Source organism: Bacillus crepusculi, assembly GCF_014764715.1.
Lineage (GTDB): Bacteria > Bacillota > Bacilli > Bacillales > Bacillaceae > Bacillus.
The window spans coordinates 36,798-56,976 of record NZ_JACXXE010000014.1 but is presented as its reverse complement, the minus strand read 5'-3'; the positions used below and the strand labels follow the sequence as shown (position 1 = coordinate 56,976).

At 39.9% G+C, this 20,179-nt stretch carries 17 protein-coding genes and 1 riboswitch; of the genes, 6 read left to right on the top strand and 11 right to left on the bottom strand.

Annotation, left to right across the window (positions count from 1 at the left end; translation table 11 throughout):
• Window positions 1-31: 31 nt before the first annotated feature.
• The 3 genes from IEE86_RS17310 to IEE86_RS17300 all read right to left on the bottom strand — a co-directional run bounded on the left by IEE86_RS17310 (window position 32) and on the right by IEE86_RS17300 (window position 3,597).
• Window positions 32-934 carry a quinate/shikimate dehydrogenase gene (locus IEE86_RS17310; protein ID WP_191098290.1) on the bottom strand — a complete coding sequence of 301 codons (903 nt, stop codon included), beginning with the start codon at window positions 932-934 and terminating at the stop codon, window positions 32-34.
• 18 nt (window positions 935-952) lie between these two features.
• A complete protein-coding gene (locus IEE86_RS17305; RefSeq protein WP_191098289.1) occupies window positions 953-2,134 on the bottom strand; it encodes an MFS transporter in 1,182 nt (393 codons plus the stop codon).
• 440 nt (window positions 2,135-2,574) lie between these two features.
• Complete coding sequence (locus IEE86_RS17300; RefSeq protein WP_191098288.1) at window positions 2,575-3,597, bottom strand: LacI family DNA-binding transcriptional regulator; 1,023 nt, start codon at window positions 3,595-3,597, stop codon at window positions 2,575-2,577.
• 273 nt (window positions 3,598-3,870) lie between these two features.
• Window positions 3,871-3,950: riboswitch (glycine riboswitch) on the top strand.
• 162 nt (window positions 3,951-4,112) lie between these two features.
• On the opposite strand from IEE86_RS17300, the gene IEE86_RS17295 reads away from it, so the two are divergent.
• Window positions 4,113-5,459, top strand: a complete 1,347-nt coding sequence (locus IEE86_RS17295) for an amino acid permease (RefSeq protein ID WP_191098287.1) — start codon at window positions 4,113-4,115, stop codon at window positions 5,457-5,459.
• Between the two features lie 48 nt (window positions 5,460-5,507).
• Here IEE86_RS17295 and IEE86_RS17290 read toward each other — a convergent pair whose 3' ends face one another.
• Window positions 5,508-6,188, bottom strand: a complete 681-nt coding sequence (locus IEE86_RS17290) for a DUF3169 family protein (RefSeq protein ID WP_191098286.1) — start codon at window positions 6,186-6,188, stop codon at window positions 5,508-5,510.
• Window positions 6,185-6,391: a helix-turn-helix transcriptional regulator gene (locus IEE86_RS17285; RefSeq protein WP_191098285.1), complete on the bottom strand. Its 207-nt coding sequence runs from the start codon at window positions 6,389-6,391 to the stop codon at window positions 6,185-6,187. The genes IEE86_RS17290 and IEE86_RS17285 overlap by 4 nt, the downstream gene beginning before the upstream one ends.
• Window positions 6,392-6,561: 170 nt before the next feature.
• On the opposite strand from IEE86_RS17285, the gene IEE86_RS17280 reads away from it, so the two are divergent.
• A complete protein-coding gene (locus tag IEE86_RS17280) occupies window positions 6,562-7,185 on the top strand; it encodes an NUDIX hydrolase (protein WP_191098284.1) in 624 nt (207 codons plus the stop codon).
• A gap of 11 nt (window positions 7,186-7,196) precedes the next feature.
• On the opposite strand, the gene IEE86_RS17275 is transcribed toward IEE86_RS17280, so the two are convergent.
• A complete protein-coding gene (locus tag IEE86_RS17275) occupies window positions 7,197-7,679 on the bottom strand; it encodes a DUF4188 domain-containing protein (protein ID WP_191098283.1) in 483 nt (160 codons plus the stop codon).
• Between the two features lie 4 nt (window positions 7,680-7,683).
• Complete coding sequence (locus IEE86_RS17270) at window positions 7,684-8,235, bottom strand: PadR family transcriptional regulator (protein ID WP_191098282.1); 552 nt, start codon at window positions 8,233-8,235, stop codon at window positions 7,684-7,686.
• Window positions 8,236-8,431: 196 nt separating this feature from the next.
• Between IEE86_RS17270 and IEE86_RS17265 the strand changes: the two genes are divergently transcribed.
• The 4 genes from IEE86_RS17265 (at window position 8,432) to IEE86_RS17250 (ending at window position 13,867) form a co-directional block, all read left to right on the top strand.
• Window positions 8,432-9,343 carry a Ger(x)C family spore germination protein gene (locus tag IEE86_RS17265; RefSeq protein WP_191098281.1) on the top strand — a complete coding sequence of 304 codons (912 nt, stop codon included), beginning with the start codon at window positions 8,432-8,434 and terminating at the stop codon, window positions 9,341-9,343.
• A gap of 314 nt (window positions 9,344-9,657) precedes the next feature.
• Window positions 9,658-11,517: a beta-glucoside-specific PTS transporter subunit IIABC gene (locus tag IEE86_RS17260; RefSeq protein ID WP_191098280.1), complete on the top strand. Its 1,860-nt coding sequence runs from the start codon at window positions 9,658-9,660 to the stop codon at window positions 11,515-11,517.
• A 4-nt stretch (window positions 11,518-11,521) separates the two neighbouring features.
• Complete coding sequence (locus tag IEE86_RS17255) at window positions 11,522-12,988, top strand: glycoside hydrolase family 1 protein (RefSeq protein ID WP_191098279.1); 1,467 nt, start codon at window positions 11,522-11,524, stop codon at window positions 12,986-12,988.
• Window positions 12,989-13,018: 30 nt separating this feature from the next.
• Window positions 13,019-13,867 carry a PRD domain-containing protein gene (locus IEE86_RS17250; protein ID WP_191098278.1) on the top strand — a complete coding sequence of 283 codons (849 nt, stop codon included), beginning with the start codon at window positions 13,019-13,021 and terminating at the stop codon, window positions 13,865-13,867.
• A gap of 99 nt (window positions 13,868-13,966) precedes the next feature.
• On the opposite strand, the gene IEE86_RS17245 is transcribed toward IEE86_RS17250, so the two are convergent.
• From IEE86_RS17245 to IEE86_RS17230, 4 genes are all read right to left on the bottom strand, one after another.
• Window positions 13,967-15,145 carry a response regulator aspartate phosphatase gene (locus IEE86_RS17245; RefSeq protein WP_191098277.1) on the bottom strand — a complete coding sequence of 393 codons (1,179 nt, stop codon included), beginning with the start codon at window positions 15,143-15,145 and terminating at the stop codon, window positions 13,967-13,969.
• Between the two features lie 658 nt (window positions 15,146-15,803).
• Window positions 15,804-16,565, bottom strand: a complete 762-nt coding sequence (locus IEE86_RS17240; RefSeq protein WP_191098276.1) for an ABC transporter ATP-binding protein — start codon at window positions 16,563-16,565, stop codon at window positions 15,804-15,806.
• 13 nt (window positions 16,566-16,578) lie between these two features.
• Window positions 16,579-18,903 (bottom strand): FtsX-like permease family protein, encoded by a 2,325-nt coding sequence (locus IEE86_RS17235; protein WP_191098275.1) that lies wholly within the window; start codon window positions 18,901-18,903, stop codon window positions 16,579-16,581.
• Complete coding sequence (locus IEE86_RS17230; protein ID WP_191098274.1) at window positions 18,900-20,153, bottom strand: MFS transporter; 1,254 nt, start codon at window positions 20,151-20,153, stop codon at window positions 18,900-18,902. The genes IEE86_RS17235 and IEE86_RS17230 overlap by 4 nt, the downstream gene beginning before the upstream one ends.
• Window positions 20,154-20,179 lie beyond the last annotated feature (26 nt).

Genomic DNA, 20,179 nt, shown 5'->3' with positions numbered 1-20,179 from the left:
AGCGGAGGTCGTCTTTTTTGATGTGTTTCGTTTAGAAACGGTCGTTTTCAAAAAGAATCTGTTTCACTTGATCAACTGGCATATCCTCGCCAGTAAAGAGTTTGTATGCAAGGGCACCTTGCCATAGCATCATGCCAAGACCGTTAATCGTTTTGGCGCCAGCTTCTTGTGCTTGCGCAAGAAGTTTTGTTTTTTGCGGGTTGTAGACAACATCTGTCACGATTAAGTCTTTGCGTAATACATCAAGGGTATCGTCAATAATGCTGAGCTCATCTAATGGTTTCATGCCAAGGCTTGTCCCGTTTGCTAGGATCGCACTTTCAGCTACTTCACGACGGAAAGCGTCTTTGTCTTCAAGTGGGAAAATATTCGCTTTGACACCGAATGATTTCATTTCGTTGTTGATGTAATTTACATTTTCTTCTGCTTGAATAAAGTATTGATCATTACGAGCAAAAATACTAATTTCACGAATACCTGATTGTGCAAGCTGAATCGCAATCGGTGTCGCAGCGCCGCCAGATCCAACGAGTGTGACCTTTTGTCCAGCTAGTTCAACGCCATGTTCAATTAAGTTTCTTACGTAACCAAGACCATCTGTGTTGTAGCCAACCAGCTTGCCATCTTTGTTCACAACCGTGTTGCTTGCGCGTGTATATTTTGCAGAATCGTCTAGTTCATCTAAGTAATCGAGTACTTTCATTTTGTTCGGCATGGATACGTTAAATCCAGCTGCGCCCATCGCTTTCATGCCGTTTACTGCTGCTTCTAGTTCATCATTTCCTACCTCAAAAGCTAGGTAAGCATAGTTGATTCCTGTTAGTGTATAGCCAAGGTTGTGCATCCGTGGTGACAGGCTGTGCCCGATTGGTGTCGCAAGAAGACCGACTAATTTTGTTTTTCCATCAATATTACGTTCATGTATGTTTGTCATGATTGACATCTCCTTTAATTATCTAAACAATTTTTTCATGCGTCCAAGAACAAAGACCGCTAAGACTACACTAATCACCGCAATGATCATATCGAAAAATAACGTCATTTTAATATCGTACGTGCTGACGAGTCCGCTTGTAATAAGTGGAACAAGGATAAACGCTGAGCTTGCCGCAATGTTGACATATGATGAAGCCGTTGCTTTGTTTGTAGGGAATAATTTCATCATAATACTCATCGCCAGCTGGAAGATTCCTGCTGTGAATAACCCTAAGAAAAAGGTGCTGACAATGACAATGCCGTATGTTTCGATTTGAAATAGTGAAAGCATGGCAAGGAATGCCCCAATTGGATAAATGATAGCCACCATAATTGGTGAAATGAATTTATCTAATACGATTGATAGCAATAGAACAGACACAAGAGCACCAATACTAAAATAAGAAAGAAGCTGTGTGGCTTGTCCTGTGCCAAGTCCAATCAATTTTAACCCGAGCTGCGGAAGCCATGTCTGCCATACGACAAACAGCGCAGTAGACGTGAACCCCATGAGCACTACAGCTAAGCCTTCACCAAACATTTTCGGTTCTTCCTTCATTTGCTCTTGAACTGGAATATCGTTTTGTGAAGCCGCTTGCTTATGATTTGGAAACGGCATAAAGATCAAGTAAATGCCTACAAGTAAATAAAGAAGTCCTAATCCAAAGAATGCCCAGCCCCAGAAAATGTCATGTGCAATAAAGAATGCCAAGATAAATGGAAGAACAGTCGCACCGATTGATACGGATGCCTTCACTAATACAGAAGCTGAACTTGCTTTTTTAGGAAATGATTCTGTCAAAGCAGGATATGTCCCTGAATCAAGCAGTGAGTTTGCAATCCCTGCGGAAATCGCAAAGATAAAAGCAAGTGTATAATTGGTCGTCGTTGGAATCCCAATTAAGAATAATAAGTATAAAAAGTTTCCTGTAATAATGACAGGTTTACGCCCCCAGCTGTCTGCCAGCCGTCCAGAGAAAAAGAGAGCAATTAATTTACCGATTCCGATTGCCGATACAAGCAAGCTGATTTTCGGAATATCTACATGGTAGCGTTCAGATAAGCTTTCCATGTTGGATGCCACAATAATATTGATCATGCCAAGCATGAAATAGTTTAAATACATGCCAAGTGACGATTTAATATAAGGATTTTTCATGTTCCCACTCCTATATTTGAAACCCCTTTAGGGTCAAATTCTTTGTATACCCTTTGTTATTTCCTTAAAATTAAATAATATGAAACCCATCACAACACCCCTTATGTGGTTGATGAAAAAATAATGAATATTCATCTGTTCTTCCATTAAGTACATCGTTCTACTAGAATGCAAAAAATTATAACAGTCTTGATTAGAAGGTATATCTCCATGATTTGATCAGAATCAGAAGATACCAATTTCATCTGTTGTTGAATCAAAATAATGATATGATAAGAAAGGTATAACGATATACTAAAAGAAGCAACGAGATAAATATACTCCTGCCTGTTAAATGTGTCAAGTTTATGACTTTGTGATTTAAAAAAAGAAAAATGAAACAAAGAAATGGTTGACTTGATCAATAAAAAAAGGAGAATTGCTGTACACAATTCTCCTTTTCATGATGAGGTAGAGGTGTCTCTAATATGAAGCTGAGGCTTTAAGATCAATCGCTGCAGCTCTTCATCCTGTTCGTTCATTTTATGATATAAAAGGTTCGCAGCTTTTACCCCGATGGAGCGTGGGAATGATGAGACAGTGGTGAGCGGCGGGTGATACATTTCCGCTTCAGGAATATTATCGAATCCAACAACATCGATGTCTTCACCAGGCTTGATGTCACGAGCTGTCAGTTCCTGAATGACTCCAAACGCAACTAAGTCACTAAAGCAAAAAATAGCCGTAGGAGGCTTGGGCTGGTCGATGACTTGGGCGAGTGCTTGTTTCCCGCCTTCGCGAGTAGGTTCTATATCAATGATAAGTGACTCATTAATCGTCAGGTTTGCCTCGTCATGGGCTCTTTTGAAACCTTTCATGCGTTCAATCCAAGTCGATGAGGACTTAATGCCGCCTAAAAAGGCAACGCGTTGATGTCCTTTTTGAAGAAGGTGATGAACCGCCATCCAAGTGCCTTGTTCATAATCAACGCCCACATAGTCACAATGCACATCCGCTAACTCACGGTTTGCCAGTACTTTTGGGGTGCGAATTTGATTTAACTGTTTGACCGTTCGAGTAGAGCTTTTCGAAGCTGGGTTTAAAATTATCCCTCCAACCCGGTGTTCTACCATTGTGGAAATGAGCTGTTCCTGTTTATCGACACTATCAAAGGTTGTACCAAGTAAAACGGTATAGCCAAGTGATTCAAGTGTAGTTTGCACGCCGATTAGAAATTCAGAAATAAAGGTGTTTGAAATATCTGTGACGATCACACCTACAATATTGGAGCTTTTTGACCGCATGTTGGCAGCGACGCGGTCGTATACGTAACCTAAAGCTTCCATGGATTGCAGGACTTTTTTTCGAGTGGCTTCAGAGATTCTAGGATTGTTTCGAACAACGAGTGAGGCCGTTGAGGTCGAGACACCGGCATGACGGGCGACTTCCTGTAATGTGACACGCTGCTTGTTCATTTTTTTCATTTGTTTTCACCAACTTCAATGGATTGCTTAACTTTGGTTCATGATCAAGATGGATTTCCCTATCAAACGAGCCGAACATCTTTTGATATATTATACCTTAATCATAGGTGTTGATGAAGTGAAGTCATATCGCATCAGGTAAAGGATACATAAATCTTAAAAGATTACCATTGACAGCCTTCTTCTTGAGGCGTAAAATATAAAATTATTCAGAAATAACAACATTTTAATTAAATAACGAAGGCTATGATTGCTGTGGGTCACACTATGGCAGGAGCAGCTTCTGGAGAGACCGCATGTATGTGCGGCGCCGAAGGGTTCACAATCTCAGGCAAAAGGACAGAAGAGTACGAAATATTGTATTTGTGATGCATGGATGATGCCGTGTATTGCTTTTCTCTATTTTGCTATTCTTTTATGACCATGAGATTGGAGCGCATCCAATCTCTTTTTTTATGGACTTTTTGAGAGTTCATTATTCCAGTATAGGATCGTGTCGTAGGAGGGCGTTGAAATTGGTACAACAAGAATTAAAACGAGATTTATCAAACCGCCATGTTCAATTGATTGCAATTGGCGGAACCATCGGGACAGGGCTGTTTTTAGGCTCTGGAAAAGCCATTCAATTGGCGGGTCCGTCGATCATTTTTGCTTATTTAATTGTCGGTATGGCCATCTTTTTTGTCATGAGGGCACTTGGAGAATTGCTCTTATCTAAGGCGGGCTATCAGTCTTTAACCGATATAGCAGAGGACTATCTTGGCCCATGGGCTTCCTTTGTGACGGGATGGACGTATTGGTTTTGCTGGATTATGACAGCGATGGCTGATGTCATTGCGGTCGGGGTATATGTGCAGTATTGGTTTGACATTCCGCAATGGATTCCTGCCATCATTTGTTTGTTGATTTTACTAGGGTTTAATTTATTAACAGTGAAGCTTTTTGGAGAAATGGAATTTTGGTTTGCGCTGATTAAAGTGATTACGATATTACTGTTAATTGGCGTTGGGATTGCCTTTTTGATCATTGGTTTTCAAACAGATGCCGGACCGGTGACAGTAACAAACCTTTGGTCACACGGAGGATTATTTCCAAATGGTGTCACAGGCTTCTTATTGTCTTTCCAGATGGTGATTTTTGCGTATGTGGGTGTGGAACTTGTCGGTGTTTCCGCTGCAGAAACAGCGAATCCTCAAAAGAACATCCCATCTGCGATTAATAAAATTCCATTAAGAATTCTATTTTTCTATGTGGGTGCCATCTTTGTTTTACTATGTATCAACCCATGGACCGAGCTCAATGCATCAGAAAGCCCTTTTGTGAAAACCTTTGGACTGATTGGGATACCAGTTGCAGCGGGACTCATTAATTTTGTTGTCCTAACGTCTGCCGCTTCTGCTTGTAATAGCGGTATGTTCTCAACGAGCCGGATTTTGTATAATCTCAGTCATCAAAAACAAGGGCCATCGTCCTTTGGCCGTCTGAATAAGCATGCTGTTCCAAGTAATGCACTATTCGTTTCAACGATTGTGGTATCGGTCGGTGCTCTTTTAAGCAAGCTGATTCCCGAACAAGCCTTTGGCATTGTCACAACAATTAGTGCCATTTGCTTCATTTGGGTATGGAGTATTATTTTAATTTGCCATTTGAAATATAAAAAAACACGACCTGAACTACATGCGGCGTCTACCTTTAAAGCACCGTTCACACCTTTTGTGAATATTTGTGTTCTTGTGCTCTTTGCTGCCATTCTCGTCATCATGCTCTTCGCTGATGCAACACGTCCAGCGCTGTTATTGACACCGGTATGGTTTGGGTTCCTATTTTTGATTTATGCACGAAAGAAACGTCGCGTGACTTAACGGACAGAAAAAAGCACAGCCTTTTTACAGCGCTGTGCTTTTGCTTATTTAACGATTTCTAATTTTCAACATATAGTATGCATTAAGAATGATTAGAATAAGTCCAACGACGATGATGGAGAAGAGCTGAGAGTGATTGGCGCCAAGAGAATAGACAATCAAAATAAACATGGCACCGGTCAATAAAATATTCATCATTTGATAAGTGTGAAAAAGCCCATCGAGCATCACATGCTTTTCACCTTCATCAGAAATGGCGAGCAGTTTTTTGCCATAATCTTTATCGGAAGGACTAGGTAGGTGACGATTAGGATAGACGAGCTTTAGGACAGAGATCGACGCATAAGAAAGAATGACGGTGATCAAAAATAAGGCAGCATTTACGAGAATAAGCCAGAGTGGCTGCTCGGTTACGATGGAAATACCAATTGCAATAATCGATAAAATGGTGCTCACCGTATTAGCTAACGTTACATCAGTAAAGGTTCGGTACTGTTTTACCTCTAGTTCATCCTCCTCATCACCAGATACTGAAAGAGAGACTCTTTTCTTCATGCGTGAAATGCCTGAAAAACAATAAATGATGAATAGAAACGTCAAGCCAGTGATGACAAGAGTTGCTTCAAATGCAGCTTGCAAAAGTGTCATCTCAAATTCGGCTGCCAGCAAACAGTAAGCACCGAGAAAGCCAAGGAGAGCACCTAAGAGCATTTTGTATACAGTTTTCATATGAGTTCATCCTCCTCGAATAAAAAAATACGTTCAATGGGTTCCTGAAAAATGCGTGAAAGCTTAACAGCGAGTAAGAGAGACGGCATTAATTCATCTCGTTCCATTAAGCTGATGGTCTGGCGAGAAACCTTTGCACGCTTTGCAAGCTCCGTTTGATTGAAACCATCACGCGCACGCAGCTCTTTTAGCCGATTTTTCATTCTGTCACCTCAATTTTGATTGAAATCTTATCTTGATTGTAAAGTATTGTATTCAATTTGACAATAATAATTGTCAAAATGATAAAAATAATTGTCAGAAAGATCATCTTTATTCGAAATGTGAACAATGATACGCTAAAGGAAAGAGAAACAGAAAACAGGTGATGTCCGTGTTCATTGACCAATTAAAAAATGACTTACATCAATCACAGCCGTTGTTTATTGGAGAAGAGAGAGCGTTCAAGGCGGCAGTCCTTGTCCCTTTGGTGCAAGTAAACGGGGAATGGCATGTATTATTTGAGGTGCGATCGCTGACGATGAGAAAACAGCCTGGTGATATTAGCTTCCCTGGGGGGAAACTCGACGGCGGCGAAACAGCACAGGAAGCTGCACTGCGAGAAACATATGAAGAACTAGGCATTCCGCCTGAATCAGTCGAGATTCTTGGACAGCTCAGCCCCTACATTGCTTCTCCCTCCTTTGTGGTATACCCATATGTCGGTATCATTGATGAGCAAAAGGTGAAGCACTCCTTCAATCAAGAAGAAGTAGAAGAGACCTTTACCGTACCTTTATCATGGCTCAGCCAATATGAGCCGTACTTGCATCATGTGTCCGTTCAGCCAACACCAGCTGAGGATTTCCCTTATGAAAAAATCATGAATGGTGAGAAATACCGCTGGGGAAGTCGTTCGATGGAGGAATGGTTTTATGATTATGACAACTACACCATTTGGGGATTAACAGCCCGCATATTAAAGCATTTTGTGACCGTTGTGAAAAGAAATTCCTAGAGAATCGCTCTCTAGGAATTTGTTGTATCTAGACGTTCCTGCGCTGTTTGTTTTCCTTGCCCAATTGGAATAGGAGATCTTGCCTGGCTCAATCCATAGGCTGGCATGTTCACATAGACAGATTCATATGAGCCGGCTTGAACTTGATACGTTTCATGATAAATCCCGACTGCATCATTGTTCCGTGCTCTTTGGTTAAATCCTTTCCAAGCAGCCAAATGCTTCTCCATCTTGGCGTAGGCAAGGAGGTCCTCTGTTGACTTCCAATATTGGATCATGGTGGTGGTGCGTAAACCGAAGTGATTTTCTGTACCCAGAAAACCAAGTTCCTCTTGATGCGTATACAGCTCTTTGATCATCCCAGGCATCGCCATAAATACTGGAAGCCATTGATGGACAGCCCAGCGTTTATTGATTCTCATTCCGATGATGAACACAACAATCGAGTCAGAATTGTCCGTTGTAAACCTGCCAGCACGTTTGTCTTTTTTCATTCGTTTATCCTTCTTTCTTCATCAAATGGGATGTTTCCACGCACCAATCAATTCCTGCTTGAGCCACTCTTTTTCCATAATCTAAAGTAAACAGCCAATACTTCGCATCCGCTTCAACTGGATAAAGCTCTCTAATGTTTTGTTCAATCGAAACATATGTCTCATAACGGATACGAAGTTGCCTTTCATAATCCTGAAGAAGTGTCAGCTTTTTCTCAAACGAAAGATATTGTCCGAAGAATAGCTTTAATAACACTTCATTTCGTTCTGCTGGTAACTGATCGAGCGGCTGCGCCAGCCATTGCCTCAACGTGTCTAGTCCTTTTTCAGTCAGGTGATATTCCCGCTTGTCTGAACGGCCAGATGTAGAAGCCGGTGAAACCTCAGCAAGCCCTTCCTCGACTATTAACTTTAAAGCTGGATAAATTTGTCCATAACTAATTTTCCAAAAGTGATGCAGGCTCTTATCAATTAATTGCTTCACTTCGTACCCTGACTTACAATCTGTCGTTAAAATCCCTAAAATCGCATACGTCGTATCATTGTATTTTTTCATTACGTCAACACACCTATCTAAAAGATATATCATTTAGATATATAATAAACCATGTTTAGTGACAGATACAAGAATTTTTAGAAAATATCAATTCTATAAAGGAGGTGAAAAGACAACTGATTTTGTTCATTCAGGAGATGAATCAACCATATATATTAAGAATCATTTGTCAGATCATAGATGGGAGAAGGTGCGTATGAGTAAATCGAACATTTGGATCGCGGCTCTCCTGGCGGTACTAGTCATTGGTGCAGTCGGCTGGACAGCATATCAAGCAATCACGAAAAAGAGTTCATTGAATCACTCCTATGCCTTTGCGTATAAGACAAAAGATCGCGTGAGCTGGTTCAAGTTAACGGAGAAGAAAGGGAAGGTAACGGGTCATCTGAATGAAACCATTTTGGAGGAAAACCCGAAAAGGCATTTTGACCCCAATTTATTAATAAACAAATATAAATTAACTGGAAAAGCAATTGAGAACGGTTACGAATTTCAAGTGAAACAAGGGAAAGATACAGTCACATATGAAGTTCACCTAGCTGAAAAGGATCTTTCTGTGAAAAAACAAGGTGAAAAGCAAAGCATCACATACAACGCAATTGATCAACAAAAACTACGTGCTGTTCAACAGGACATTCATGTTCGATATGAGGAACTGATGGATGACACGGAAAATAGATTTCATGATTATGTAAGAAACTTCATTAAGAAAGTAACAGGCGCTTATGGTTATCTGTATACGGCGGAGGATGGCTCATACCAACTATTTCTAAAAGTAAAACGAATGTATATGCAGTCTGAATGGGCAGGTTCTTTTCTGATGAGAAAGGTCCCAGGAGATGGTGGTGAACCTTATAAAGAAACGAGACATACAGCCGGTGGTATTTCAGATGGGATGATGTTTGATTTGAGTACTTATCCTGCAATTGAAAAGGGTTTTATTTTAGGGGAAACTGACCGAGACGCAACATCAATTAAATTTCCTTTTAAAATGGCAGGCGGGACAATAGAATTTAAAGCGGTCACGAAAGAGGAATATCAAGAACAAGCGGAAGCATTCAAAAAGCAGGCGGAAGAAAAAATAGGTGATCTTAAACCAGATGAGTGAATCAATTTATCTGGTTTTTATGGAGAAAAATATTGTTGATTCATGATAGAAGGAACTAAAGAGTAGAAGGTTACTTTAAGTAAATAGAGAAAAATATTTTGGGTATATAGACCTTAATAATTTTTAGAAAAATAAATGTTGACGCTTTCATATAATCAATATATACTAAAAACAAATCCAATATGAATAAATTAGACATGTGACTGGTCATGCAGGCAGGATCTAAAAACGATGAATTTCTTTAATTTGTCGTTTTAGGTCCTTTTTTTATTGCCAAAATATAGGTCTCATGTATGAGAAAAGGGGGAGAAAAGATGAATTATACTCAGGTTGCCAAAGACGTCTTACAGCATGTAGGTGGTAAAGAAAACATTGCGCACCTTGAACACTGTTCAACAAGACTTCGCTTTACGTTGATTGATCAGAAAAAGGCTGATATATCGGCTTTAGAAAAAACACCAGGTGTCATAGCTGTCAGAATGTCAGGTCAGTGCCAAGTGGTCATTGGGAATGACGTCATCGAAGTGTATCAAAAAGTAACAAGTCTAATGGGCGGCAGTTCATCAGGACAAGAAGTGAATTCCAATCAGCCAAAAGAAAAAAGGAAAGTCGGCACAGTTTTGCTAGATTTCATAGTCGGCGTCTTCCAGCCACTTGTTCCAGCTATCGCAGGCGGAGGGATTTTAAAATCATTTCTTCTCCTTTTCTCTTTATTAGGCTGGATGGATGCAAATGGTCAAACCTATCAAATCCTTAATATGGTGGGTGACGCACCTCTTTACTTCCTGCCTTTACTAGTTGCTGTCACGACTGCAAATAAATTAAAAGTAAATCCTCTCGTCGCATTATCGGCAGTCGGTGCTCTTATTCTTCCGAATATGACAACGATGCTCACAGAGGGTGCGCAACTACTGTCGTTTGACGTAAAAAACATCGCCTATGCGTATCAAGTATTTCCAGCAATCCTTTCTGTATTGCTCTACGCACAGATGGAAAAATTCTTTACTCGTTTTTCACCAAAACCAATTCGGATTTTCTTTGTCCCAATGATGTCATTGGTGATTACAGTACCAATTACGTTACTTCTGTTAGGGCCGATTGGTTTTACAGCAGGACAAGGGTTTTCATCTCTCATTCTTGCAATGTTTCATACAGTAGGCTGGGTAGCTGTCGCAATTTTAGCAGCGGTTCTGCCATTCATGGTCGCATCCGGAATGCACAAAGCAATGGTTCCTTATGCTGTCACAACGATGGGTACCCTAGGGAAAGAAGCGCTATATCTACCAGCATCACTTGCGCATAATATTGCGGAAAGCGGAGCATGTTTCGCAGTGGCATTGCGGACAAAAGATAAGGTACTCAGGTCTACAGCAATCTCGGCTGGAATCTCAGCGTTTTTCGGAATCACAGAGCCGGCATTATATGGTGTAACTCTTCAAAATAAAAGAGTGCTTGGCAGTGTAATGATTGGTTCCTTTGTCGGTGGGATATTCATTGGTTTAGTTGGGTTACAAGCCTTTGTATTAGTGGGGCCTGGTCTAGCGAGTATGTCGATGTTTATCTCAAATGAGCTTCCTCGAAATCTAATGTTTGCTATTATTGGGTTCGTCATATCATTTGTTGTTGCTTTTGTCGCTGCCTTTATTTTAGGTAAGGATCGAACAGTAGAAGCAAAAACAACCAATCAAGGAGCATTTGCTGAACAAATTGGAGCAGGTGAAACATTCAAAAGTCCTGTCATTGGTCAAATGATATCTCTATCGGAAGTGAAAGATGATATTTTCTCTTCAAAGGTCATGGGCGATGGACTTGCCATTGTTCCTTCAAAAGGAGCGCTTTATGCACCAGTAGACGGTGAGGTCACTCTGCTGTTTGAAACAAATCATGCGCTGGGCATGAAAACGGATCAAGGAGTGGAAGTGCTTTTCCACATCGGAATTGATACAGTTCAACTGGAAGGTCAGTATTTCCATCCAAAAGTGCAGGCAGGAGAGCGCGTTCAAGCAGGAGATTTACTGATTGAGTTTGATCTGGAACAAATCGTGGAAGCAGGATATGATCCAGTTACACTTGCTGTGATCACAAATACAGATCAATATGATATTCAAGTACAGCCATTACAAGAGGTCAATCGTCAAGATACATTGATGGTTGTCACACAATTAGGAGGCTAATCATATGACAACAATTAAAGGTTTTCCAAAAGGATTTTTATGGGGCGGCGCAATAGCCGCCAACCAAGCAGAAGGTGCCTGGAATGTAGACGGAAAGGGCCCATCTGTTGCTGATATTGCGATGTACCGTTCAAATTTGAGTGTAGAAGACTATGAAGGACACCTAGCTGTTACTTCTGAAAATATAGACCGTGCCATTCAAGATTCAGACGATAAAAAATACCCAAAACGAAGAGGTGTTGATTTCTATCATCGCTATAAAGAGGATCTGGCTCTCTTTGCTGAATTGGGCTTTAAAACACTTCGTATCTCAATTGCCTGGAGTCGTATTTTCCCAACTGGCGAAGAGACTGAACCGAATGAAAAAGGGCTGCAATTTTATGATCAGGTATTTGCAGAAATGAAAAAACACAACATAGAACCAATCGTGACGCTGTCTCATTATGAAATGCCATTAGCACTTAGTGTGAAATATAACGGCTGGGTTGAAAGAAAGGTGATTGATCTCTTTGTGAAATTTGCCAATGTGTGTTTTGAACGCTATAAAAACGATGTGAAATATTGGCTCACCTTTAATGAAATTGATAGTATTCACCGCCATTCTTTCATTACAGCAGGAATTATTCCTGATCGTTGTCCAGATGGGAAAGAGGAAGAGACGGTTTACCAAGCATTGCATCATCAATTTGTCGCATCTGCTCTCGTAACAGCAGATTGTCATCGCATCATACCAGGCAGTCAGGTAGGGTGTATGCTGACAAAATTGACAACATATCCGCATACGTGTCATCCGAATGATGTGGAACGAGCTTTGAAACAAAACTTAGAAAACTATTTCTATGCAGATGTTCAGGTATTTGGTGAATACCCACCACTGATCAAGCGCACGCTTGAGAGAAAAGATATTCATATCAAAATGGAAGCAGATGACCTTGCCATTTTAAAAGAAAACACAGTAGATTTTATCTCGTTTAGTTACTATATGTCTTTAACTGAATCAGCCCAAGAAGGATTAGAAAAGACTGAAGGAAATACGATTCGTGGGGTCAAAAATCCTTACTTACCATCAACTGACTGGGGCTGGCAAATTGATCCCGTTGGTTTGAAAATATCTTTGATAGAATTGTATGATCGTTATCAAAAACCTCTAATCATTGTCGAGAACGGCATGGGTGCAAAGGATGTAGTTGAAAGTGATGGATCTATCCATGACGACTATCGAATCAACTATTTTAAAGAGCATTTCCGTCAAATGAGAGAAGCGATAGAAGAAGGCGTCGATCTCTTTGGATATACGAGCTGGGGCTCAATTGATATTATTAGTGCAGGTACATCACAAATGTCAAAACGCTATGGCTTCATTCATGTAGATCAAGATGATGATGGGAACGGGACATTAAAACGATCCAGAAAAGACTCGTTTTATTGGTACCAAAAAGTCATTGAGACAAATGGTGAATCGCTTGATTGAACACCACAATCATGAAAACAGGTGATGACGATGTTTAAAATCAAAAAAGTTTTAAACTCGAGTGTGGTTCTGGCTGAAGATCAGAACCAACAGGAGATGGTTTTGTTCGGCAGAGGAATTGGCTATGGACAGAAACCGGGTCAAATGATAGAAGAGAAGAAAGCAGACCAAGTCTTTATGTCAGTTGATAACATGAGGGCAAAAGAATTTCTTCAACTGTTAGATTTAATGCCTCATGAGTTTATAGATGTAACACAGCGCATCGTCCAATATGCAGAAAAACGTTTAAACTCAAAACTAAATTCAGGTGTTTATTTTACCCTAATGGATCATTTGAATTTTGCAGTCGAACGACATAAAAAGAATATTAATATTACGAATCGCGTGTACTGGGAAATCAAAAATTACTATACTGAAGAATTTGAAGTAGGGAATTACGCACTTGAGTTAGTCAATGATACATTGGGCATACAATTACCAAAAGAAGAAGCCGCCAATATCGCCTTTCACTTAATTAATGCATTAGGTGAAGAATCCGATTCAACAGATGGCATGAAATATGCCAAGTTGATTGGTAGTGTTGTCAATCTTGTGCGATATACGTTGAATATGAAAATGGATCAAGAGAATATTCATTATAGTCGGTTCATTACACATGTGAAATTCTTTGTAGAAAGATTTTATGCCAATAAATTATTATCAGATCAAGAAAATGAGTTGTTTGAACAAATTGCACACTTGTATCCTCAAGCGATGGATGTTGCTTTTAAAATCAAAGATTATATTAAACAGGTGCATAGTATCGTCATCCCTAATGATGAGCTTACTTATCTTGCGGTACATATACACCGTCTTATGTCTTATCAACAATTAAAATAAATGTGGAACCACTTGCCTTGTCATCAGGCGAGTGGTTCTTTGTATGACTCGTTTTTATATTATGTTCCGATAGGCCGTTCTGTTGTACCAGGGTTCGTATCATTTAATGAATTGAAAGACACTGTTTGTCCGAACACAACGATGGTTAAAGCGAAAATCAATAAAGTCATTTTTTTCATCAGAATTCCTCCAGTCAAGTATAGAATGTTTCATATGATAGGCTCCCTTTAAGAAGAGATAGGCTTGATGAATTGCACCCAACTCTTCAAAGTGCTTTGCAGCTAGTGCACTTAATTCTCGGGCACCTTCAGCATCCTTTAATTCTTTTAGAATGCTAATTTCATCAAAACAGGCTTGGGTTTTTTGAGCCATATCTTCAGTGAAATAGAGATGGTAGAGCAAATTCATTTTTGCTGTATAGATGGGGCATGTCTCGGCTGTATGTTTTTGTTTGACCAATTCAAAATAATAGAGAGCTTGTGTTCTTTCATCAATAGAGAGCAGCTCTTTTATTAGCATAAACATGGAGTGATGGAAATAACACGATGAGAGATAGTCATCATCACTAAGAGCCTTTTCCAGGGCATCGATACATTTTTTCGATTCTCCAGTTTCGGCATACAGAATGCTGATATTATGATAAAGCTGTGAAGTTAGAAAATGATCGTTTAGACTGTCTGCAATGTGTAATGCTTTTTTGTAGTAGTTTTCTGCTCTTATAAAGTCACCAATGTCCATAAAATTAGCAGCGGCGATGACAAAGGCTGCCGCCAGTCTTCTTTCATATCCTTCATGGCTTTTGAAAATATCAATTGCATTCTGAATATAGTGAAGAGAAATCAGGCTTTGACGAAGCAGCATATATAAGTTTGCGACCTTCGTATGGAATTCTGCTACTTCTATTTCATCAGGAATATTTTGTAGTTTTTTCTCGGCAATTTTAAATAGTCCAATCGCTGATGCATAGTCTCTTTTATACGAAGCGTAGAGGGCTTTGTATAGGTAAAAATAGTATTCAATTAAGTCGTTTGTTTTAGAGGGGCAATCTAGCTCTGTCTGTTCATTCAGTTTTTTACCTCTTCGTTCATATAACATGAGTTTATACTTGCCTTCGAGCAATGAATAATAAGTCAAGACCTCCTGATTCTCTTCCATTTCTTGAAGTAATGCCTTTAATTCTGTGTACATGGCCTTTGCACTGTGTACATCATGCTTACGAATCGCAATTCGCCAATCATTTAAACGGTTCCCCACCTGTTCAGCTGAAATGATAGTCATCAAAATTTCACCTCTTTAAGATCCTTTCACCTGTTTCACTAAAAAACGATATCACAATTTTTGGTAAAATATAATCGTTTCTGCGAGGCGATTGACAAGAGGTAATAAAAGGGACCTAAGGTCATGTGATGTACAAAATTGTAATTGTGATTGATTGTTTGTACAAATGAATAAAATTTTTTTTTGGAGGTCTAAAAAATGGATACTTACAATTGATTTTAAGATGATGTACGAAAATATCATCCGTATATTTGAAATAAAGCAATTTTAGGTATCGTAGAGGGAAAATGGAAGGTCGATCTATGAAAGAAAATCAGTTATGATGTTGCTAGATCACGTTGGAAAAGAAACTGATAGATGCAGACTAAGGTGAATAACAAACACCAACTCTAGCCTTTAAGAAAGGATGTCGAAATGAAAAAAAGTTTTCAAATCTTAAACTGGCACATCACAGTGGTTATTACGACGCTTTTAATCGTTTTAATGACTCTTTATCTGTCAAAAAGATACTTTTATAGCAAAGAGATTGAGTTGCTGACAGAATTTTGTCAAGAAGTAGGCGGCAAAATCATATTAGAAACAAATAGTTTGTCTATGGATTATTCGTTTGAGTGCCAGGAAAAGTAAAACAGGCAGCTTTCTGCCTGTTTTACTCCAATTAAAATCCTAAATCTTGCAGCCATTGATTTAATCTGTTTTCTCGTTGCTCGGCAGTTGAGTGCTCATATTTCCCTAGATATAAACTGGCTGCAATTTCTCCATCATTCATAAACATGATTCTTTCAGAACGAAGAGCAACCTTAGGATCATGCGTGACAAGCAGTAGTGTGGCTCCTTCAGAATGAATTTCTGAAAAAATATTCATGACTTCCTTTGTTGTACTGGAATTAAGAGCACCTGTTGGTTCATCCGCGAAAAGTATGTTTGGTTCATTCATAAGAGCTCGGCAGATAGAGGCTCTTTGAAGCTGGCCACCTGATACTTCTGACAAATATCTATCTGCTAAATGATCAATATCAAGTTTCTCCATTAAATATTTAGCTCGTTCATTCACTTCTTTTCTCGGCTTTTTTTTCGTTAAGTAAGCTGCGGCAATAATGTTGTCAAATAGATTAAGATTTTTTAGTAAATGGCTGTGTTGAAAGACAAACCCCATCTCTGTTAAGCGGAGAGCAGTTAACTGTTTGTCTGTCATTTGTGATAGTAATTGGCCTTTATATTTGATCTCTCCCGTTGAGGCTGTTTCTATACCGCTAAGCTGATAAAGCAAGGAAGTTTTCCCGCACCCGGAAGGCCCCATAATGGTCACGAATTCCCCAGTTTTTATCGATAAATGGATATTCTTAAGAATGGTTTGTGTCTGTCCTTTTAGTGAATCGATTTGTAAAGACAATCGCTTCGTTTCAATCAAATGTTCCATGTGAAACATCTCCTTATAAAAGTGTATGCCGTGTAGTTTGACTAGAAAAAAACGTTTTTAATAACCAGGCGGTTAAAGCTAAATTGACAATAAACAGTGAGAGCGGGTACACGACTGACACCCAGTGTGGTGCCAGCCACTGCAGGCTTGATGCCCCTAAGGATGCTCCGCCTACACTCATCAAAGCAGGACCAATGGTATTGACAGCGATTGTTCCAATAAAGGCGCCAAAAGAGAGAACGACAATAAAACTTGTTATATATTGAGCTGTTACATCTTTTATAGAAAATCCAATCGTTCTTAACATGTGGTTTCGACTTGAATCTTTCGCTTTTAACATATGCAGAAACATGAATAGCATCAAACTAGCGGTTCCAAAAGCAGCTATTGTAGAAAAAAATGCAACGGCTTTTACTAAAGATGCTGTGCTGCCGATGGTTTGATGAACGTATTCTTTCATATCTGTCACTTTTGCAGGAGATATCCTTTTTTCAAATGCTGCCTTTTTCTCTGAAAGATCTATTCCCTGTTTTAGTTGGATTTGAATGGTTTTCCAAAGAGCTGATTGAGGAAAAGGCTGTGATATTGCTTTTGCTGTTTTGCCTCCGTTGGTGACGTCCTGATAAATGCCAGTCACCATTCTTTGTATTTCATGCCCATTTGTTACGAGAGTCATTCTTTCTCCTACCTTTTTCTGAAGTGAGTCTGCACTTAGCACTGATAAGGCAATTTCTTCATCCTCTAAAGGTTCTCGCCCTTGTAAATAGGTGAGAGGGAATGCTGAGAGATCACCGGTTTCTAAATAGAGCACTTCTAATGTATTTTCCTTTGTTTTAGACTGGAGAGCAGTCGTTTCATATATGGAAGATGTTTGAATGTCCCGATCTTCCCGAATCATTGACTCTATTTTATTTGTACTTTCCTCTAACTGAGTTCCTTGCCGAATGTCGATTCGAAGGTCACTTTTGCCAGAGCCAAGATATGTGATGAAATCGGGTGATTGTAAGGTATGCCATAGCTGAATAGGCATCAGCATTAAAAATGTACAAAGTGCGATAATACAAGTAATCGTTGTGTACAACTTCTTCCGTGATAAAAGATCTTTCAAACCAAGCCAAATATTGACCGGCATGAACCTGTTTTTCTTGAGGTGCATGGGTATTTGTTTTTTCTGATTCGGTGAAATGCGACCTTGAAGTGCTTGAGCGGCTGATATTTGACCAAACTTTCTTAAGACAGTATAGCTGAAAGAGATGACGATCATTGCCGTCACAATACAAACTAAAAGCGGGATTAACCAATAAGTAAAAGAAGGCTGATTCCCCATGTACCTTTGAATATTGGCCGTAAACATATCTCCCAATATAAGCGTTAACACATAGCCTGCTATACACCCTGCACAGGCAATTACAGCATACTTTCCAACGTATAATTGCTTGATTTTTGATAAGGGAATCCCTAGCACCTTCAGTATTCCAATCTCGCGTTCATCCTCTTCTATAGCAGCTGTCATAGCAAGATGGAGAGAGAGAAGGGCTATACTAATGAGCAGCATGCACACAAGTAGGAGGATGGCAATCACCATTCCATCTGTCAATGCATTCAGCATACGAAGCAGGGGTAAAGTAACAGCTGGACCTTGCTGTGGCAGCTCAGATGACTGATAAATAGACTGAAAAGCGTCTGCCTGATCAGCATCATGCAGTAAAAACTCGATTAAGTACTCCTTCTTTTGAAACACTTGATTTAGTGTCTCCCAGTCTTCATCATGGAGGAGAAATCTCTTGGAACTGACAAGGCTGGGGTTCATTTGCGCATCTCGTAAGAACGCTTTGATTTGAAAAGAGAATTGATTAGCCCCCTTTTCAATCATTAACGTTTCACCTATCTTCAGATGATACTTTTGTTGGAAGTAGATGGGGACAGCCACTTCACCTTTATTTAAAGTTAGTTTTTCATTTCGTTCGTTTAAAAGAAAATCAAAAAAACGGTTTTGTTTCACAAATAAATGATCCATCACACCAGCTTTGGCAGGCTCATGTCCGAACTTGATGCTGACATGTTCAATTGGAATCATTGGGACAATTTGAAGTGCTTTTACCATGGGGTGCCTGCTTGAAAATGTGTGAATGTCTTTTTCATCTAGGGTGCCGTCGTGCATTTGGACAAAGTCTGGCGCTTTGGCTGACTGGAGTAGGTCAGAAATGGAACCATTCAGCTGGGTCGTCATTTGAGCGGCGCTTGTTGCTAGAAACGCTGTCATCATGATGCAAATGGTTAAGCCGACTGAAATGAGCCGGTGGCGGGTTAAGTCTTTCTTTATAAACGTCAATCTCATGAGGCTGATCCTCCTTCATGTTGAAGCATATTTTTTGTTAAGAAGGCCAGTGCAAACATGAAGATACTGACTATTAGCACGGTCACATACATGTTGGTTGAAAAGGTGTTGAATAAGAATCCATACATCATTTGACCAAGTGGAGCAGCACATTGAGAAACCATTGTCAGATTGGCCATCACTTTCCCTAATTGGGTATTGGGTGTTTTCTTTTGTACATGTGAGATCACAACGATTGAAATCATTGTGAGCAGCATAGCAATTGGAAGACATCCTGCTAAAAAGAGAAAATAGGCTGGATATGTGCCAAATTGAAGAGCCGTTTTTGTCGTTGAAAAAGCTACAGGCAGTAAAATGATGGCGATGACAAGTAGCCATCTATATAAAGTAGGAATGCGCCAATGCTTCGCTGCGAATCCAACTAGCAGGGCTCCGGCGATGACAGCAAACTCAATCAAGCCCATTCCCAGCCCATACATGACGTCACTGCTTTTCATGATGACCCTTAAAATGATGGGACCACCAACGATAAAAAATGGTGTGAGGATGAAATTTAACATCGCTGCAAGCAGCATGGCTCTTTTTAAAAATGGCTGGCTGCCTATATAGGAAAATCCCTGCTTTATGTCTTTCACCAGCACTTTACTCATGGACTCCGTTAGTGGGATAGGTGAGAAAGAAATATTTAACCGTAGCAGCATGCATGCGGATAGAAAAAATATGATGGCACTAGCTCCTATGATCGATTGACTCCCGATCAGTCCGTACAGAACTCCACCGATAATAGGAGCGAGAACACCTGAAAGAGCCTGCACACCATTGACGATGCCGTTTGCCTGTTCTAATTGCTCTTGTTTCACTAACTGCGGAATGCTGGACATCACAGCGGGAGCATAGAACGTACTCATCACGCCAAGCAGTACCATGACGGCTCCAATCATATAGAGTGAATCATTTCCTGAGAGTAACCAGAAATAAAAGGCCAGAATCATGATGCCAGTGAGGACATCAAATAAAATCATCAAGTTTCTTCTGTTAAACCGATCCGCGATTGCCCCTGCTAATGGGGAAAGGAGGAGTGGGACATTGGATAAAGCGAAAAGTAAGGCATATAAGTCAACACGCTGTGTCATATCCAGTACGTGTAAAGATAAAACAAACCGAATCAAGGAAGACCCGAAAACGGAAATGATCTGTCCGAGAACTAGGTATATAAAATGGGTGGAACCTCTTTTGGATAACAAAGACATGAATATCACTCTCCTTCTAGACCGAC

What these genes read in the sequence shown, in the direction of transcription:
- IEE86_RS17285 (WP_191098285.1), bottom strand. Translation starts at nt 6,391, where the DNA reads ATGAAAAATCGGCTAAAAGAGCTGCGTGCGCGTGATGGTTTCAATCAA.
- IEE86_RS17270 (WP_191098282.1), bottom strand. Translation starts at nt 8,235, where the DNA reads ATGAAAAAATACAATGATACGACGTATGCGATTTTAGGGATTTTAACG.
- IEE86_RS17235 (WP_191098275.1), bottom strand. Translation starts at nt 18,903, where the DNA reads ATGAGATTGACGTTTATAAAGAAAGACTTAACCCGCCACCGGCTCATT.
- IEE86_RS17305 (WP_191098289.1), bottom strand. Translation starts at nt 2,134, where the DNA reads ATGAAAAATCCTTATATTAAATCGTCACTTGGCATGTATTTAAACTAT.
- IEE86_RS17240 (WP_191098276.1), bottom strand. Translation starts at nt 16,565, where the DNA reads ATGGAACATTTGATTGAAACGAAGCGATTGTCTTTACAAATCGATTCA.
- IEE86_RS17250 (WP_191098278.1), top strand. Translation starts at nt 13,019, where the DNA reads ATGTTTAAAATCAAAAAAGTTTTAAACTCGAGTGTGGTTCTGGCTGAA.
- IEE86_RS17275 (WP_191098283.1), bottom strand. Translation starts at nt 7,679, where the DNA reads ATGAAAAAAGACAAACGTGCTGGCAGGTTTACAACGGACAATTCTGAC.
- IEE86_RS17255 (WP_191098279.1), top strand. Translation starts at nt 11,522, where the DNA reads ATGACAACAATTAAAGGTTTTCCAAAAGGATTTTTATGGGGCGGCGCA.
- IEE86_RS17260 (WP_191098280.1), top strand. Translation starts at nt 9,658, where the DNA reads ATGAATTATACTCAGGTTGCCAAAGACGTCTTACAGCATGTAGGTGGT.
- IEE86_RS17300 (WP_191098288.1), bottom strand. Translation starts at nt 3,597, where the DNA reads ATGAAAAAAATGAACAAGCAGCGTGTCACATTACAGGAAGTCGCCCGT.
- IEE86_RS17290 (WP_191098286.1), bottom strand. Translation starts at nt 6,188, where the DNA reads ATGAAAACTGTATACAAAATGCTCTTAGGTGCTCTCCTTGGCTTTCTC.
- IEE86_RS17230 (WP_191098274.1), bottom strand. Translation starts at nt 20,153, where the DNA reads ATGTCTTTGTTATCCAAAAGAGGTTCCACCCATTTTATATACCTAGTT.
- IEE86_RS17265 (WP_191098281.1), top strand. Translation starts at nt 8,432, where the DNA reads ATGAGTAAATCGAACATTTGGATCGCGGCTCTCCTGGCGGTACTAGTC.
- IEE86_RS17245 (WP_191098277.1), bottom strand. Translation starts at nt 15,145, where the DNA reads ATGACTATCATTTCAGCTGAACAGGTGGGGAACCGTTTAAATGATTGG.
- IEE86_RS17310 (WP_191098290.1), bottom strand. Translation starts at nt 934, where the DNA reads ATGACAAACATACATGAACGTAATATTGATGGAAAAACAAAATTAGTC.